This is a genomic window from Duganella sp. CF402 (genome assembly GCF_900109645.1).
In the GTDB taxonomy this organism is placed as follows: Bacteria; Pseudomonadota; Gammaproteobacteria; order Burkholderiales; family Burkholderiaceae_D; genus Rugamonas.
Genome location: NZ_FOBG01000001.1, coordinates 516,191 through 530,639 on the forward strand (window position 1 = coordinate 516,191; position 14,449 = coordinate 530,639).

A 14,449-nucleotide genomic window follows, 5' to 3' on the forward strand; every position below is an offset into this window, starting at 1 on the left:
CGATGGACGGCGCGCGTACCCGCTGGCTGGCCATCGTCGCGCGCACCGTGTGCGAACCGATGACCGGTTTGCTGCTGCTGGCCTGCGGCATTTATCTGGCGCTGGGCGAATTGCATGAGGGCTTGCTGCTGGCCTTCATGGTCTGCATGACGGTCGGCCTGACGTTGCAACAACAACTCAAGTCGGACCGCGCCCTGCAGGCGCTGCGCGAGCTGAGCAGCCCGCAGGTGCTGGTGTGGCGCGATGGCCGGGCGGTGCGCATCGACAGCCGCGCGCTGCGGGTCGGCGATTTGCTGATGGTGGCGGAAGGCGAGCGCATCGCTGCGGATGCGGTGCTGGAGCGCAGCCAGAACCTGCGGGTGGACGAATCGCTGCTGACCGGCGAATCGGCGCCGGTGGCCAAGGCGCCGGCCGGTGTGGACTTGCCGCCGGCGGCGCCCGGCGGCGACGGCTTGCCGTATTTGTGGTCCGGCACGCTGGTGGTGGAGGGCGAAGGCCTGGCCCGGGTGACGGCCACCGGCGGCGATACCGAACTGGGCAAGGTGGGCCGCAGCCTGGCCGAGCTGGAGCCGGGCGATACGCCGCTGCAGCGCGGCATCGCCGGCACGGTGCGGCTGCTGGCGGTGGTCGCACTCGCCACCAGCGTGCTGGTGACGCTGCTGCACGGGTTGGCGCACGGGGCCTGGCTGGCGGCACTGCTGTCCGGGATTGCCGTGTCGATGGCGCTGCTGCCGGAAGAACTGCCGGTGATCATGACGGTATTCCCGGTGATCGGCGCCTGGCGCCTGGCGCGTGGCCAGGTGCTGACGCGCCGGCTGGCGGCACTGGAAGCGCTGGGCTGCATTTCCGTGTTGTGCGTCGACAAGACCGGCACCCTGACCTGCAACCGGATGCAGGTCGCCGAGTTGCATGCCGATGGCGCGGCGCTGCGGCTGGACGCGCAGCCCGGTGCGCTGGCGGCACCGTTTGCGCAGCTGGTGCGGATGGCGTCGCTGGCCAGCAAGCGGCGCGCCTACGATCCGATGGAGATGGCGTTCCACCAGCTGGCCGGCGGCGCGCCCGATGCCGAGCCGGTGCGCGAGTACCCGCTGTCGGCTGAATTGCGCGCCATGTCGCAAGTGTGGCCGGTATCCCCGGCAAACGCCGGCGCCGCCATGACGGTGGCCGCCAAGGGCGCGCCGGAAGCCATCGCCGGCCTGTGCCGGATGAGCGCCGCCGAGCGCGCAAGCATGGCGCAGGCGATGGAGGCGATGGCAACGCGCGGGCTGCGGGTGCTGGCGGTGGCGCAGGCCCGCCATGCCGGCGGCGTGCTGCCGGCCACGCAGGATGGCTTCGATTTCCAGTACCTCGGCCTGGTCGGGCTGTCCGATCCCTTGCGCCCCGAGGTCGGGTCTGCGGTGCAGGCGTGCGCCGGCGCCGGCGTGCGGGTGCTGATGATCACCGGCGACTACCCGGCCACGGCGCGCAGCATCGCCGCACAGGCCGGCATCCCGACGGATGCCGTCCTGTGCGGTGACGAGCTCGATCAGCTGGATGCGGCGGCGCTGCGGCGCCGGCTGGCTGTCGCCAGCATCTGCGCGCGCATCCGGCCGACGCAAAAGCTGCGCATCGTGCAAGCGCTGCAAGCCGGCGGCGCCGTGGTCGGCATGACCGGCGACGGCGTCAACGATGCACCGGCGCTGAAGGCGGCCGACGTCGGCATCGCGATGGGCGGACGCGGCAGCGAGGTGGCGCGCGAGGCGGCGGCGCTGGTGCTGCTGGACGATAACTTCGCCTCCATCGTCAACGGCATCCGGCTCGGGCGCCGCATCTTTGGCAATATGCGCCACGCCATGAGCTACGTGCTGGCCATGCATGTGCCGATTGCCGGCATGGCGCTGCTGCCGGTGCTGCTGGACTGGCCGGGCTTGCTCTACCCGGTGCACATCGCGCTGCTGGAGCTGATCATCGATCCGGCCTGCGCGCTGGCGTTTGAAAACCAGGCTGCCGCGCCGGAGCAGATGCAGCGCCCGCCGCGCCGGCCCGAGGAACCGCTGCTGGAGCGGCGCACGGTGGCCGCTGCGCTGGTGCAGGGCGTGCTGGTGCTGCTGGTGGTGGCCGGCGCCTATGGCGCGGCGCTGGCGGCGTTGCCGGCGCCGGCCGCGCGGGCGGTGGGCTACGCGGTGCTGGTGCTGGCCAATGTTGGCCTGATCTTTTCCAACCTGGCCTACCGGCGCAGCCTGGTGCAGGCCGTCGGCGCGGCGAACCGCACATTCTGGCTGGTGGCCGCCGCCGCGCTGGCCCTGCTGGCGGTGGTGCTGTTCGTGCCGGGCGTGACCAGCGCATTCCAGGTCGCGCCCTTGTCCTGGGGACAGTTGCTGGTGGTTGCCGGCATCGGCCTGGGCAGCATGGCGCTGTCGGCGCTGGTGCGCCTTGCCGCCATCCGCCACGGTGCTAATTGAGGCAAATTTGATTTGGATCATGCACGGCACTGTGCCGGATCAATACCATTGATATACAAATCCAAGCGGATGCTGGCGTCACATCGAAACTGAGTCAACTCAGCGGCGTTGTTGCCTGCTCCGCTTCTACCAGGTGGGGAAAACCATGTCGATCGAAAATCTGAAACCCATGCAGCTGATCGCGCCGGAATTGCTGGCGCTCGATGCCGAGTTTTCTCCACTGAGCATGGGGCTGGCCAAGGTGCTGCTGCGGCGCCGCTCGACGCGCGAGTTCGGACCGGGAGAGTTGTCGCTGTATCGCCTGTCGCGCCTGCTATGGACGGCATTTGGCGTCAACCGCCCGGCGCAGGGCTTGCGCACGGCGCCGACGGCCGGCAACCTGCAGAACATTGACATCTATGCCGCGCTGCCCGGCGGCCTGTATCGCTACGACGCCGGCCAGCAGCAGCTGCAGCCGGTGCTGGCGCGCGACGTGCGGGCCGCCACCGGCGACCAGGATTACGTCGCCGATGCACCGCTGGATTTGATTTACGTGGCCACCTTCGACGGCGACCAGCACGGTCCGCGCCCCGAGCAGCAGTTCTACGCGGCGCTGGATACCGGCTTCATCAGCCAGAACGTGTACCTGTTCTGCGCCGCCGAAGGGCTGGCGACCGTGGTGCGCGGCTGGCTGGACCGGTCGGCGCTGGCCGCACTGATGGGACTGGCGCCGAACCAACTGGTGATTGCGGCGCAGTCGGTCGGTTTCCCGCGCGTGTGGCCGTATGCCGACGCCGATATTTTCCCGGCCAGTGACGATTAACCAGGTTTAGTGCGCGATCAGCACCGGCAGGTTCATGTCGGCCAGCACGGTGCGGGTGGCGCCGCCCAGCACGATTTCGCGGGCGCGGCGGTGGCCGTAGCCGCCCATCACCAGCAGATCGCAGTGCAGCTCGGCGGCCACGCACAGCAGCGCCGAGCCGGTATCGACCGTGGTGTGTTCGCGCATCACGTTGACCCGCACCCCATGCCGCGCCAGGTACAACGCCATGTCGACGCCCGGTTCCTGTGCCTCCCGGCCTTGTTGCGGATCGGGATTCAGGATCAGCAGGGTAACGGTATTGGCCAGTTTCAGCAGCGGCAGGGCGTCGCTGATGGCGCGCGTGGCCTGGCGGCTGCCATCCCAGGCCAGCAGCGGATGATGGAAGGGCGCCGAACAGTCTGCGCCGCTCCCGTACGGCACCAGCAACAGCGGGCGGCCGCTGTGCAGCAGCAGGTACTGCGGCAAGTCGCGGATCACGCCGGGCGCGTGGTAGTGCGGGTCGGTCTGGCCCAGTATCAGCAGGTCGTTGAACGGCGCATGTTGCATCAGGCCATCCTCGGCATCGTCTTCCAGCAGCAGCAAGGTCGGCGCCGAGCTGGCGCGGTCGCGAGCCAGCGCCGCCAGCGTGGCCAGGCTGGCTTGCGCCTGTTCGCGCCAGCGCTGCAATTCGGCCTCGATCAGCGGGCCGGGCGGCCCCATGTTTTCCAGTTCAGCGTAGCGCGACACGCCGGTGCAGGCCAGCCCGGTCAGGTGGGCGCGGCAGGCGTGCGCCAGGCGGATCGCCAGCTCCATCCGCGCCGCCGCGCTCGGGGACTGGTCCGCGTGAACCAGCATGGTTTGATAGGACATGATGTGCTCCTTGCATTTGCGAATAGGACTATTGCGCAGTGTATTGAGCGGGATCAGGAAAGTATTTGATATGGATCAAAGGCAGGCCACCTGGTCACGGCATAGCATGGCTTCAGTAGTATGTTTAATCCGATGAACCTTGAGCTTGGCCGCTGCGCGGTCCGGGCGGGAGTTGGCCATGTCTTATAAAACGCTTTTGGTGAATGCGGCGCCGTCCGGCCGCTCGCAGCAGGTAATCGCTTACGCCAGCCGGCTGGCTGCGGCCCAGCAGGCCCACCTGGTCGGGCTGGCCAGCACCGGCCTGAGCGAACTGGTGTATCAGTACAATGCAGCCGTCCCCGGCATGATGCTGTTGCCGGAAGATGTCAGCGCGCTGACCGGCAATGCCCAGCAGGCGCTCGACCGCTTCCAGGCCGTTGCCGGCGGCCTGGGCGTGAGTTCCATCGAACCGCGCCTGACCGATGACAACCTGCTGGAAAGCCTGGTGCTGCAGTCGCGCTACAGCGACCTGGTGGTGGTGGGGCAGGGCGAGTTCGGCGTCAATTATCCGTTCAGTGCGTTTTCGCCGCAGCAGCTGGTCCTGCACTGCCCGCGGCCGGTGGTCATCGTGCCGGCCGAGGGCGAGTTCAGGCACGTGGCCGAGCGGCCGCTGCTGGCATGGGATGGCGGCATGGCGGCCTGCCGCGCGATCGAGGCCGCGCTGCCGCTGCTGCGGGCGGCCAAACTGGTGACGCTGGCGGTGTTCAATCCGGATGAGGTGTACGGCGCGCACGGCCCGCAACCGGGCGCTGACATGGCGCACTTCCTGGCGCGGCATGGGGTGCGGGTGGAGGTGGTGGTACGCGAGGCCGGAGATGAGGTGGGCGAGGGCTTGCTGGCCCTGGCCCGGGAACGCGAAGCGGACTTGCTGGTGATGGGCTGCTACGGCCACACCCGCTTCCGCGAACTGCTGCTGGGCGGCGCCTCGCGCAGCGTGCTGCGCAAGATGCACCTGCCAGTGTTGATGGCGCGTTAAGCGTCGGCGAAGGCGTTGGTGGCTTTCGAGCCCCACACGGCGTAGAACAGCACGTACAGTTCGCACGCTGCGGTCAGCAGGAAGGACAGTTGCAGGCCGACGGTGTCGGCCAGCCAGCCTTGCACCACCACCAGCGCGCCGCCGGCGATCGCCATGATCAGCAGGCCGGCGCCTTCTTCGGTCAGCGGGCCCAGGCCCTTGATGCCCAGCGTGAAGATGGTCGGGAACATCACCGAATGGAACAGGCCGACCGAGATCAGCGCCCACATGGCCACGCTGCCGGTGCCCAGTGCCGCGATCATCATCACGATGAAGGCGCCGATGGCGCAGAAGGCCAGCACGCGCTCGGCGGTGGTCTTGTTCATGGCCCAGGCGCCGACGAAACGGCCGACCAGCATGCCACCCCACAGCAGGAACAGGTAGTGCGCGCCTTGCTCATGCGACAGGCCGCCGATTTCCGGCTGGCCGGTGAAGTTGATGAACAGGTTGGCCACGCCGATCTCGGCGATCAGGTAGATGAAGATGGCGGGAATGCCAAACACCAGGTTGCGGTGCTTCCACAGCGACAGCTTGGCGCGTTCGGTTTCCGACACGCGGCCGGTCGAGGCGTGGTGCATGGCCGGCATCTTGAAGCGGGCGATGACCAGCGCCAGGATGACCAGCACGGCGGCCACGATCAGATACGGCAGCTGCACCGCCTGGGCGTCGGCCAGTTTTTCGGCCTGGGTCAGCACGTGGCCGGCTTCGGCGGTGCCGGAGCTGGAACGGCCCAGGATCAGGTAGGCGCCGAACAGCGGGGCCAGCGTGGCGCCCAGCGAATTAAACGCCTGCACCAGGTTCAGGCGCGAGGAGGCGGTTTCCGGCGAGCCCAGCACGGCAACATAGGGATTGGCCGACACTTGCAGCAGCGTGATGCCGCAGGCGATCACGAACAGCGCCGCCAGCGTGACGCCGTAGGACGGCAGGCGCGCCGCCGGCACCATCAGCAGGGCGCCGACCGCCATCATGCACAGGCCGAACACCATCGATTTCTGGTAGCCGATGCGCTCGATCAGGCGCGCCGACGGAATCGAGGCGAAGAAGTAGGCGATGAACCAGACCGACTCGATCAGCGTGGTCTGGGTGTAGTTCAGGTCGAACACGCTGCGCAGGTGCGGCAGCAGCGTGTTGTTGATCACGGTGATGAAGCCCCAGGTGAAGAACAGGCTGGTCAGCAGCGACAGGACCGCGCGCGAACTGGTGGCGGAATGGGATGGCGACGGCACGGAGCCGGTCGCGCTAGGCATAGGAGCGGGCATGGGGCGTCTCTGGTAGTTTTCTTAACTCGGTATGCTAGCGCACGGCTCGCGCGATCTCCAATGCCAAAAATGCCGGGATCAATATCAATTGCGCATAGCTCAGCGGCCAACCAGAAAGTCGACAAAGGTGCGCACCCGCAGCGACAGATGGCGGGCATGCGGATACAGCAGGAAGAACGGGCGCGAGGCGCCGCCATGCTGCGGCAGCAATTCCACCAGCGCGCCGCTGGCCAGGTCCTGCTCGACGATGAAACGGTAGGTCTGCACCAGCCCGGCGCCGCTGCGCGCCAGCGTGACGATGCCCAGCACGTCTTCCGCACAACTGAGGCCGCCTTCGGTGGGGAGATCGACCTGTGTGCCATCCTGCATGAACAGCCAGGGGATGCGCTTGCCGGTGCTGGGCAGGTCGAATTGAATGCATTCGTGCCTGGCCAGGTCGGCCAGCGACTTGGGCTTGTCGGCGCGCTTCAGGTAGGCGGGGGAGGCGACCAGCACCAGTTCCGCATCTTCCAGCTTGCGGGCGATGAGGCTGGAGTCGGCCGGGGCGCGGCCACGGATCGCCAGGTCGTAGCCTTCGTCGGCGAAGTCGATGTTGCGGTTGCTGACGTGGATATCGATGGTCACGTCGGGATATTTGCGGCGGAACTCGCCCAGCCGTGGCAGCAGGCGGTAATGCGCGTACGGCGTCGGCGCGCTGATGCGCAGCGGGCCGGACGGCTGCACTTGCGCGCCGCTGACCTGGCGTTCCGCTTCGCTCAACTGCGACAGCGCCTGGCGGCACTGCTCGAAGTAGACGCGGCCGCCGTCGGTCAGGCGGATCTGGCGCGTGGTGCGCACGAACAGGCGCACGCCCAGCCGTTCCTCCAGCCGCGCGACCGAACGGCTGACGGCGGCCGGCGTCACCCCGGCTGCGGTGGCGGCGGCGGTAAAGCTGGACAGTTCGGCGGCCAGGCAGAACAGCTCGATGCTGCCGAGCAGCACATCGTCGAATAAGCGTTTCATGGCGATTTATTGATTACATGATGTATCAATTGTCTTGTGTTTCAGGCTGTTTATCAAGCGAGAAGTCACGAATATAGTGAACTCACTTCAACACAACCCTGAAAGGAAACATCATGAACAAGACTGTTATCGTGACTGGCGCATCGAGCGGCATCGGCTTTGCGGTTGCCGAGGCTTACCTGAAACGCGGCTACAACGTGGTCGGCAACGCCCGCACCATCGAACGCCTGAAAGTGGCGGCGGACAAGCTGGGCAACCCGTCCAACTTCCTGCTGGTGCCGGGCGATATCGCCAAGCCGGAAACGGCCAAGGTGTTGTTCGAACGTGCCGTGGCCGCATTCGGCAAGGTCGATATCCTGGTCAACAACGCCGGCATCTTCATTGCCAAGCCGGTCACCGACTACACCGAGCAGGACCTGGACGACCTGCTCAACACCAACCTGAAAGGCGTGTTCTACCCGTCGCAGCAGGCTGCCGCGCACATGGCCGCGAACAAATCGGGCCACATCGTCAACATCACCGCCGGCATTGCGATGCAACCGAATGCGAAAGTGCCGGCCCTGCTGCCAGTGCTGATCAAGGGTGGCCTGAACAACGCCACCCGCGCGCTGGCGATTGAACTGGCGTCGTCCAACGTCAAGGTGAATGCGGTGGCGCCCGGCATCATCGCCACCCCGATGCACAGCGAGGACGAGGCCACCCAGGCCTTCTTCCGCACGCTGGCGCCAACCGGCACCACCGGCGTCACCGACGACGTGGTCAATGCCGTGCTGTACCTGACCGAATCGAACTTCACCACCGGCACCATCCTGCCCGTCGACGGCGGCGGCAGCGCCGGTACCTGGTAAATCAACCTCCAAGGAGAGTCACCATGCCATACGTAAATATCCGCGTCACCAATGAAGGCGTGACGGCAGAGCAGAAGCAACAGCTGATCGAAGGTTCGACCGACCTGCTGCAACGCGTGTTGAACAAGGATCCCGCCACCACCTTCGTCATCATCGACGAGGTGGAGACCGATAACTGGGGTGTGAACCGCGAAAACATCACCTCGCGCCGCCGGCGCGAGAAGGCGGCAAAATGAAGTTGCTGTATGTGGGCGATCCCATGTGCTCGTGGTGCTATGGCTTCGGCAAGGAAATGACCGAGCTGATGGCCATGCACCCGGCGCTGGAGCTGGAAATCATCGTCGGCGGCGTGCGCGCCGGCGCTACCGACGTGCTCGACCGGGCGGGCAAGGAATTCCGCCTCGGGCACTGGGCGAGGGTGGAGGCGCAGAGCGGCCTGCCATTCAATCGTGAGGCCTTGATGGCGCGTGAGAACTTCGTCTACGACACCGAGCCGGTTTGCCGGGCTGTGGTGGCAGCGCGCAAGCTGGCGCCGCAGGCGGACCTGCTGGCGGTGTTCCGCGCTCTGCAACAGGCGTTTTATGTCGATGGGCTGGACACCACCAATGGCCGCGTGCTGGCCGGCGTGGTGGCGGCGCAACTGCAATTGGCTGCGGAAGACGTACTGCGTGTCTGGCAGGACAGCGACACCATTCTGCAAACCAAGGCCGATTTCGTTCGCGCCCGTGCGCTGGGCGTGCGCAGCTTCCCGGCATTGCTGCTCGATACCGGCAAGGGCGTGGCCGAGGTGAGTGGCGGCTACGCGCACGCGGCGCAGCTTCATCATCAATTGCAGGCTCTTCTGACCCGGCAAGGCCTCGCCGCGTAACACGATGGTCCCCCTGTGCGGCGCCAGCAACGGCGCCGCGCTGGCGTGCGACAATCCACCTCGGCACTTTGCTATGCTGCTCTTTTCTAAACCGAAAGGCACTGCGGAGTGCGACATGACACTTGCAACCGGGCACGAAGCCAGCGAAGGCGAGCTATCCGCTACCTCGCTGGCCGTACTAGCGATGCGCGACGAGGTGTTTGCCTTGTGGGAGGCGCGGTTGCGCGCCTCGGTGGAAGAGGCCAATGAAATCCCCGGGCCGCTGCTGGTCAATACCTTGCCGGTTTTTTACGACAATATCGCCGAGGCCTTGACGCCATCCTTTCCGCGCCGTCATGGCGCCAGTCATAGCACGTCCATGTCCGCCCACGGCGGCGAACGTGCGCGCATGACGCCGTTCCGGGCCGACCAGATCATCCTTGAATACCAGCTGTTTCGCGATGCTATCGCGACGGCCGCACGCCGCAACGGCTTGCAGTTTACGCCGGAGGAGTGGCAGGTCGTGGTGGAGTCGATTGACGTGGCCGTGCGCGATGCCGTCCGCGAATTCTCGCTGATACACGAGAGCATGCGCGAGCGCCTGGCGGCAACGCTGTCGCACGACATGAGCAATCCGCTATCGTTGATCGTCGCCGGTGCGCAACTGATTGCGATTGCGCCAGATATCGAGACGGCGCGCCACACCGCTTTGAAGATCCGCAATGGCGCCACCCGCCTCAGCGCAATGGTGGTGCAACTGGTCGACGCGCTGACCATTGAGCACACCATCAAACTGCCATTGAACTTGTCGCGCTTCGACATCAAGCAGCTGGTCGATAATGTGGCGCAGGAATTTAACCTGCTGGCGCCGAACCGCATCGAGGTCGAGGCGACATCGATCGTTGGCTACTGGTGCGAGCAGTCCCTGCGGCGGGTGTTGGAGAACCTGCTCACCAACGCCTTCAAGTATGGCGATGGCGGCCGCGTGTCGATCCGCGTGGAAGAGATACTGGGACGCATGATGATGAGCGTTCACAACACCGGCAAGCCGGTGCCCGATGACCAGCGCGAGCGGATCTTTGCGTATTTGCAGCGGGAGGGAAGTGCCAATTGCAAGGGCGTGGCAGGCTGGGGCATCGGCCTGCCGTTCGTGCGCGGCGTGGCGGAGGGACACGGTGGCAGCGCCGTGGTCGACAGCTCGGTCGCCACCGGCACCACCTTTATCATTGATATCCCGGTCGATTGCCGCCCCTATGTCAAGACTTAGGATTTGGCGGCCGCTTCCTTCGCGCGCTTGCGCAGGGTGGTGACGGCGGTGCCGGCTACGCCCCAATTGTCGGTCTCGACTTCATCGATGATGACGAAGGTGGTGGCCGGATTTTTGTTCAGCACTTTTTGCAGCAGGTCGGTCACGCCGGTGATCAATTCCTGCTTCTGCTCGGCAGTCGCGCCTTCATTGGTGATGCGGATATTTACGAATGGCATAGTTTTGCTCCTTGGTTAAAAATAGTCAGATAGGCCAGCAGTGCGCCGCCCAATAGTAACGCGGTCGAGACGGCCATTGCCGCTTCAATCCCGGCAAGGATAGCAGCCGTGGACGGTGTCGCCACCAAGGCCCCGTACACTGCCACCCCCATCGCGCCGCCAACCTGGCGCGCGGTGTTCAATACGGCCGAGGCGGTGCCGGCCTGATGCTTGTCGACCGAGGCCAGGATCGCGGTGGTCATGGCCGGCACCGCCAGCCCCATGCCGGCCGGGATCAAGGCCAGGCCCGGCAGCATGGCCCAGAAGCTGGCCGTCTCCGAAATCCCGCACAGGCCCAGCAGAGCATAGCCGCTGCCGCCGATCAGGCCGCCAATAATCATTGGCTTCCGCGAACCGACCCGCGCCTGCAGCCAGCCGCTGGTGATGTTGGCGAACAGGAAGGTGCCGGTCAGCGGCAGGAAGATCAGCCCGGCGTGCAGCACCGAAAAGCCGCGCACTTTTTGCAGGTAAAAACTCAGCACGAAGATCACGCCGTAGTAGGCAAAGTTGACGAACACCCCGAACAGCACGGCCGGTGCGAAGCCCGCCAGCTTGAACAGCTGCAGCGGCAGCATCGGCCCGGCGCTGTGCCGTTCGACGTGGATGAACCACGCGCCCGCCACCACCGCCACCAGCAGCGCTGCCAGCACGGCCGGATGCGCCAGGCCCAGCGCATGCACTTCAATCACGGCGCCGATAAAGGCGGTCAGCGCGATCACCGCCAGGATTTGCCCCGGCACGTCAAAGCTGCGCGCCGGGCCGCTGTGGCGCAGCGCCGGCACCACGCGCAAGGTCAGCCAGAAGCCCAGCACGCAAATCGGAATGTTGACCCAGAAGATGCTGCGCCAGCCGAAGGCGGACATCAGCAAGCCGCCCAGCACCGGCCCGGCCGCGATCGACACGCCGCCGGCCGCCGTCCACCAGGCGATGGCCTTGGCCAGCATGGCGCGGTCTTGCGCATACACGGCGTTGAGGATGGACAGCGAACTCGGCACCAGCAAGGCCGCGCCTATCCCTTGGGCGGCGCGCGCCACATTGAGCAGCAGCGCATCGGGCGCCACGGCGCAGGCCAGCGAGGCCAGCGTGAACAGGGTGAAGCCGCCGAGGAACACGCTGCGCGAACCGAAGCGGTCGCCCATCGCGCCGGCCGACAGCAGGAACACGGCAAAGCCCAGCGTGTAGGCGTCGACCACCCATTGCAGCTGGCTTACGCCCGCTTGCAGCTCGCGGCCGATCTCCGGCAGGGCGACGTTGACGATGGTCACGTCCAGCTGAACGATGATGAAGGCAAAGCTGCAAGCCAACAGAATTGCCAATGAGGGAGGGGATTTCATGATGCGGCTCCTTGATGGGATATTGGCACTATAGGCCGGATTGCGCATCATTAAAAATGAATTATACTGAACCAACAATTCTTTAATTGAGAACGAATCATGGAACTCTCATCCCTGCGTATCTTCAAGACCGTGGCCGAGGAGGGCGGCGTGACGCAAGCCGCCGCGCGCCTGAACCGGGTGCAATCCAACGTCTCCGCCCGCCTGACCCAGCTGGAAGAATCGCTGGGCGTGACCTTGTTCCACCGCTCCGGCCGCCGCATGCTGATCACGGAGGAGGGCGAACGCCTGCTGGCCTATACCGAACGCCTGCTGCAACTGGCCGACGAAGCCCAGGAAGCCATGCGCGGCGACCGCCAGCCGTCCGGCCCGCTGCGCATCGGCTCGATGGAAACCACGGCCGCCGCGCGCCTGCCGCAGGTGCTGGGGCAATTCCATCGCCAGTATCCGCAGGTCGACCTGCTGCTCGACACCGGCCCCACCGATTATCTGGTGCAGGCCGTGCTCAACCACAAAGTCGACCTAGCGCTGGTGGCCGCGCCGGTCGAGCGGCCGGAAATGATGCAACTGCCGATGTTTGATGAAGAATTGGTGCTGCTGACCGACAGCCTGCACGGCCCGGTCACCTCGCCGGCCGACGTGGCGCGGCGCACGCTGCTGGGCTTCCGCAGCGGCTGCTCCTACCGTCGGCGGCTTGAGCGCTGGTTTGCCGAGGGCGGTGTGTCGCCGGCGCGCATTGCGGAATTCGGTACTTACGAGGCCATCATCGGCTGTGTGGCGGCCGGCATGGGCGTGGCGATGATGCCGCTCGAGGTGATGAAGCAGCGCGAACTGGCCAAATCCGTGCGCATCCACACGCTGCCGCCGGACGTGGCGCAGGTGCAAACCATGATGATCTGGCGTCGCGACATCGCCCAGCACGCGGCGCGCGACGCCTTCGCGGCTAGCTTTGGCGCAACACTGGGTGGCTAGATTTATTGATAGTTAGGGATGGGTGTGGCGCAAGTGGATTGTACGATGCGCTGGCCGGCGCGCGGCAGATGATCTGCAAGCGTGCCGACGATGCGCTATACCGCGCCAAAGCCAGTGGCCGCAACCGGGTGGATGCGGCGCTGGCTTAGCGGTTGGTTGGTGGCGGTGGTTCGGTGGTGGCCGGCGGCGGCGTCTGGGTTGGCGCGTTCGGATTCGGCTGCTGCTCGGTCGCAGGCGGCGTGGCAGGCGGCGGCGTGGTGGCTGGCGCCGGCGTCACTTCTGGCACCGGCGGCGCCGGCTCTTTTTTCTGACAGCCGCTGACGACGACGACCGTGGCGATCAGGGCGCAAGCGAGCTTGCCGGCTAAATGGAATTGTTTCATGGTGGGGTCCTCCTATGGGATGGCGAGATTGTCATCGTAGCCACTCTTGAGATGGCGTGTGTCGGCGCGCTTGCAGTGCGTCTGTAGGACTACTGCCCGTGTGGCAGCTCCGGTAAAATGCCGAGGTTCATTTTAATTACCGGGGGAATTCATGCGTCGTTACCTTGCAGTCGCACTGTTGGCCATTGTCGCGCTGGAATGCAGCGCCAGTGAATCGGCCAGCGGCAGCTTCACCGCCACCAAAAGCTGCGAAGCATTTTCCTCGTTCGCCAAGCGCGCCAATCCGGGCGAGGTGAAAGTCACCGCCGGCACGGCCTACACCGTCCACGAAATCAACAAGACAGATTACGACTGGCTGCGCATCAACGTGCCGGGCGCGCAACCGTCGCTGCGCTGGGTGCAGCGCGAGTGCGGCACGCCGGCGCTGGAGGAGTCGTCGCGGCAGGCCAACCGTGCCGCCGATGCCGCCGGCCCGGTGTGCTCACTGCCGAACCAGCAGGACAGCTACGTGCTGGCCATCACCTGGCAGCCCGGTTTCTGCGAGCACGCCAAATACAACGGCAAGAAACCGGAATGCGACGCCATGAACAGCGGCGCGCTGGAAGCCAGGACCCTGAGCCTGCACGGCCTGTGGCCCAACAAGCAGGAATGCGGCGTCCAGTACGGCAGCTGCAGCGGCAAGCCGTTTGAGCTGAGCAAGGACACGATAGAAAAAATCTCACCGTGGATGCCGAACTTCTTCTACGAGCGCAGCTTCGGCGCTTACGAGTGGAACAAGCACGGCAAATGCCAGTCGCTGGCGCCGGATGATTACTTCATCAAGGCCGTGTCGGCAGTGCGTGTGGTGAATGAATCGGAAGTGGGCAAGATCGTGCTGGGGAATACCGGCAAGACCATCAAGGTGCATGACTTCTTCGACCGTGTGCAGAAGCGCTACGGCGACAAGGTGGCCAACACCATCCAGCTGGTCTGCGTGCAGCGCAAGTACCTGCAGGAGATTCGCGTGTCGCTGGCGCTGGACTTTGTCACCGACCGCGATCTGCCGCAGCTGGTGGCCAATGCGCGTCCTGCCCAGTCGCGCACCGCCGGCTGCGCCGATGAAATCTACATCGAAGCAGCCGGCAAGGAGTAAGGC

At 65.6% G+C, this 14,449-nt stretch carries 15 protein-coding genes; 9 read left to right on the plus strand and 6 right to left on the minus strand.

The genetic code is table 11. The features are described from left to right. Positions 1-2: 2 nt before the first annotated feature. Together BMZ70_RS02410 and BMZ70_RS02415 are read left to right on the plus strand one after the other, a co-directional pair. Positions 3-2,441: a cation-translocating P-type ATPase gene (locus tag BMZ70_RS02410; protein ID WP_092269413.1), complete on the plus strand. Its 2,439-nt coding sequence runs from the start codon at positions 3-5 to the stop codon at positions 2,439-2,441. A gap of 145 nt (positions 2,442-2,586) precedes the next feature. Next, positions 2,587-3,243, plus strand: a complete 657-nt coding sequence (locus tag BMZ70_RS02415; RefSeq protein WP_092269416.1) for a SagB/ThcOx family dehydrogenase — start codon at positions 2,587-2,589, stop codon at positions 3,241-3,243. 6 nt (positions 3,244-3,249) lie between these two features. Here BMZ70_RS02415 and BMZ70_RS02420 read toward each other — a convergent pair whose 3' ends face one another. Then, complete coding sequence (locus BMZ70_RS02420; RefSeq protein WP_092269419.1) at positions 3,250-4,092, minus strand: universal stress protein; 843 nt, start codon at positions 4,090-4,092, stop codon at positions 3,250-3,252. Between the two features lie 178 nt (positions 4,093-4,270). Between BMZ70_RS02420 and BMZ70_RS02425 the strand changes: the two genes are divergently transcribed. Beyond that, on the plus strand, positions 4,271-5,107 hold the full coding sequence (locus BMZ70_RS02425; protein WP_092269422.1) for a universal stress protein: 837 nt from the start codon (positions 4,271-4,273) through the stop codon (positions 5,105-5,107). Here BMZ70_RS02425 and BMZ70_RS02430 read toward each other — a convergent pair. Then, positions 5,104-6,405, minus strand: a complete 1,302-nt coding sequence (locus BMZ70_RS02430) for a sugar MFS transporter (protein WP_092269425.1) — start codon at positions 6,403-6,405, stop codon at positions 5,104-5,106. The two genes, BMZ70_RS02425 and BMZ70_RS02430, sit on opposite strands and share 4 nt — an antisense overlap. A 99-nt stretch (positions 6,406-6,504) precedes the next feature. Then, positions 6,505-7,407: a LysR family transcriptional regulator gene (locus tag BMZ70_RS02435; protein ID WP_092269428.1), complete on the minus strand. Its 903-nt coding sequence runs from the start codon at positions 7,405-7,407 to the stop codon at positions 6,505-6,507. Positions 7,408-7,520: 113 nt separating this feature from the next. Between BMZ70_RS02435 and BMZ70_RS02440 the strand changes: the two genes are divergently transcribed. The 4 genes from BMZ70_RS02440 to BMZ70_RS02455 all read left to right on the plus strand — a co-directional run bounded on the left by BMZ70_RS02440 (position 7,521) and on the right by BMZ70_RS02455 (position 10,369). Continuing rightward, positions 7,521-8,255: an SDR family NAD(P)-dependent oxidoreductase gene (locus tag BMZ70_RS02440; protein WP_092269431.1), complete on the plus strand. Its 735-nt coding sequence runs from the start codon at positions 7,521-7,523 to the stop codon at positions 8,253-8,255. Positions 8,256-8,278: 23 nt separating this feature from the next. Continuing rightward, positions 8,279-8,491 (plus strand): 2-hydroxymuconate tautomerase family protein, encoded by a 213-nt coding sequence (locus BMZ70_RS02445; protein WP_092269434.1) that lies wholly within the window; start codon positions 8,279-8,281, stop codon positions 8,489-8,491. After that, on the plus strand, positions 8,488-9,123 hold the full coding sequence (locus tag BMZ70_RS02450) for a DsbA family protein (RefSeq protein WP_092269437.1): 636 nt from the start codon (positions 8,488-8,490) through the stop codon (positions 9,121-9,123). The genes BMZ70_RS02445 and BMZ70_RS02450 overlap by 4 nt, the downstream gene beginning before the upstream one ends. Positions 9,124-9,238: 115 nt before the next feature. Next, entirely contained in the window at positions 9,239-10,369 is a 1,131-nt protein-coding gene (locus tag BMZ70_RS02455) for a sensor histidine kinase (protein ID WP_165403537.1), read from the plus strand. Here the strand turns inward: BMZ70_RS02455 and BMZ70_RS02460 are convergent. Together BMZ70_RS02460 and BMZ70_RS02465 are read right to left on the minus strand one after the other, a co-directional pair. Continuing rightward, positions 10,366-10,587 (minus strand): 2-hydroxymuconate tautomerase family protein, encoded by a 222-nt coding sequence (locus BMZ70_RS02460; protein ID WP_092269443.1) that lies wholly within the window; start codon positions 10,585-10,587, stop codon positions 10,366-10,368. The two genes, BMZ70_RS02455 and BMZ70_RS02460, sit on opposite strands and share 4 nt — an antisense overlap. Continuing rightward, complete coding sequence (locus tag BMZ70_RS02465; protein ID WP_092269446.1) at positions 10,575-11,960, minus strand: MFS transporter; 1,386 nt, start codon at positions 11,958-11,960, stop codon at positions 10,575-10,577. Before BMZ70_RS02465 ends, BMZ70_RS02460 begins: the two co-directional genes overlap by 13 nt. Before the next feature lie 99 nt (positions 11,961-12,059). Here BMZ70_RS02465 and BMZ70_RS02470 point away from each other — a divergent pair, with 99 nt between their 5' ends. Then, positions 12,060-12,932 (plus strand): LysR family transcriptional regulator, encoded by an 873-nt coding sequence (locus BMZ70_RS02470; RefSeq protein ID WP_092269449.1) that lies wholly within the window; start codon positions 12,060-12,062, stop codon positions 12,930-12,932. Positions 12,933-13,077: 145 nt separating this feature from the next. Here the strand turns inward: BMZ70_RS02470 and BMZ70_RS28255 are convergent, their stop codons facing one another. After that, positions 13,078-13,314 (minus strand): hypothetical protein, encoded by a 237-nt coding sequence (locus tag BMZ70_RS28255; RefSeq protein ID WP_092269452.1) that lies wholly within the window; start codon positions 13,312-13,314, stop codon positions 13,078-13,080. A gap of 151 nt (positions 13,315-13,465) precedes the next feature. Here BMZ70_RS28255 and BMZ70_RS02480 point away from each other — a divergent pair, with 151 nt between their 5' ends. Then, entirely contained in the window at positions 13,466-14,446 is a 981-nt protein-coding gene (locus tag BMZ70_RS02480) for a ribonuclease T2 family protein (RefSeq protein ID WP_092269454.1), read from the plus strand. Positions 14,447-14,449 lie beyond the last annotated feature (3 nt).

Bases quoted from the DNA above. Each gene is read 5' to 3' on its own strand.
- BMZ70_RS02410 (WP_092269413.1), top strand. From the start codon at position 3: ATGGACGGCGCGCGTACCCGCTGGCTGGCCATCGTCGCGCGCACCGTG.
- BMZ70_RS02415 (WP_092269416.1), top strand. From the start codon at position 2,587: ATGTCGATCGAAAATCTGAAACCCATGCAGCTGATCGCGCCGGAATTG.
- BMZ70_RS02420 (WP_092269419.1), bottom strand. From the start codon at position 4,092: ATGTCCTATCAAACCATGCTGGTTCACGCGGACCAGTCCCCGAGCGCG.
- BMZ70_RS02425 (WP_092269422.1), top strand. From the start codon at position 4,271: ATGTCTTATAAAACGCTTTTGGTGAATGCGGCGCCGTCCGGCCGCTCG.
- BMZ70_RS02430 (WP_092269425.1), bottom strand. From the start codon at position 6,405: ATGCCCGCTCCTATGCCTAGCGCGACCGGCTCCGTGCCGTCGCCATCC.
- BMZ70_RS02435 (WP_092269428.1), bottom strand. From the start codon at position 7,407: ATGAAACGCTTATTCGACGATGTGCTGCTCGGCAGCATCGAGCTGTTC.
- BMZ70_RS02440 (WP_092269431.1), top strand. From the start codon at position 7,521: ATGAACAAGACTGTTATCGTGACTGGCGCATCGAGCGGCATCGGCTTT.
- BMZ70_RS02445 (WP_092269434.1), top strand. From the start codon at position 8,279: ATGCCATACGTAAATATCCGCGTCACCAATGAAGGCGTGACGGCAGAG.
- BMZ70_RS02450 (WP_092269437.1), top strand. From the start codon at position 8,488: ATGAAGTTGCTGTATGTGGGCGATCCCATGTGCTCGTGGTGCTATGGC.
- BMZ70_RS02455 (WP_165403537.1), top strand. From the start codon at position 9,239: ATGACACTTGCAACCGGGCACGAAGCCAGCGAAGGCGAGCTATCCGCT.
- BMZ70_RS02460 (WP_092269443.1), bottom strand. From the start codon at position 10,587: ATGCCATTCGTAAATATCCGCATCACCAATGAAGGCGCGACTGCCGAG.
- BMZ70_RS02465 (WP_092269446.1), bottom strand. From the start codon at position 11,960: ATGAAATCCCCTCCCTCATTGGCAATTCTGTTGGCTTGCAGCTTTGCC.
- BMZ70_RS02470 (WP_092269449.1), top strand. From the start codon at position 12,060: ATGGAACTCTCATCCCTGCGTATCTTCAAGACCGTGGCCGAGGAGGGC.
- BMZ70_RS28255 (WP_092269452.1), bottom strand. From the start codon at position 13,314: ATGAAACAATTCCATTTAGCCGGCAAGCTCGCTTGCGCCCTGATCGCC.
- BMZ70_RS02480 (WP_092269454.1), top strand. From the start codon at position 13,466: ATGCGTCGTTACCTTGCAGTCGCACTGTTGGCCATTGTCGCGCTGGAA.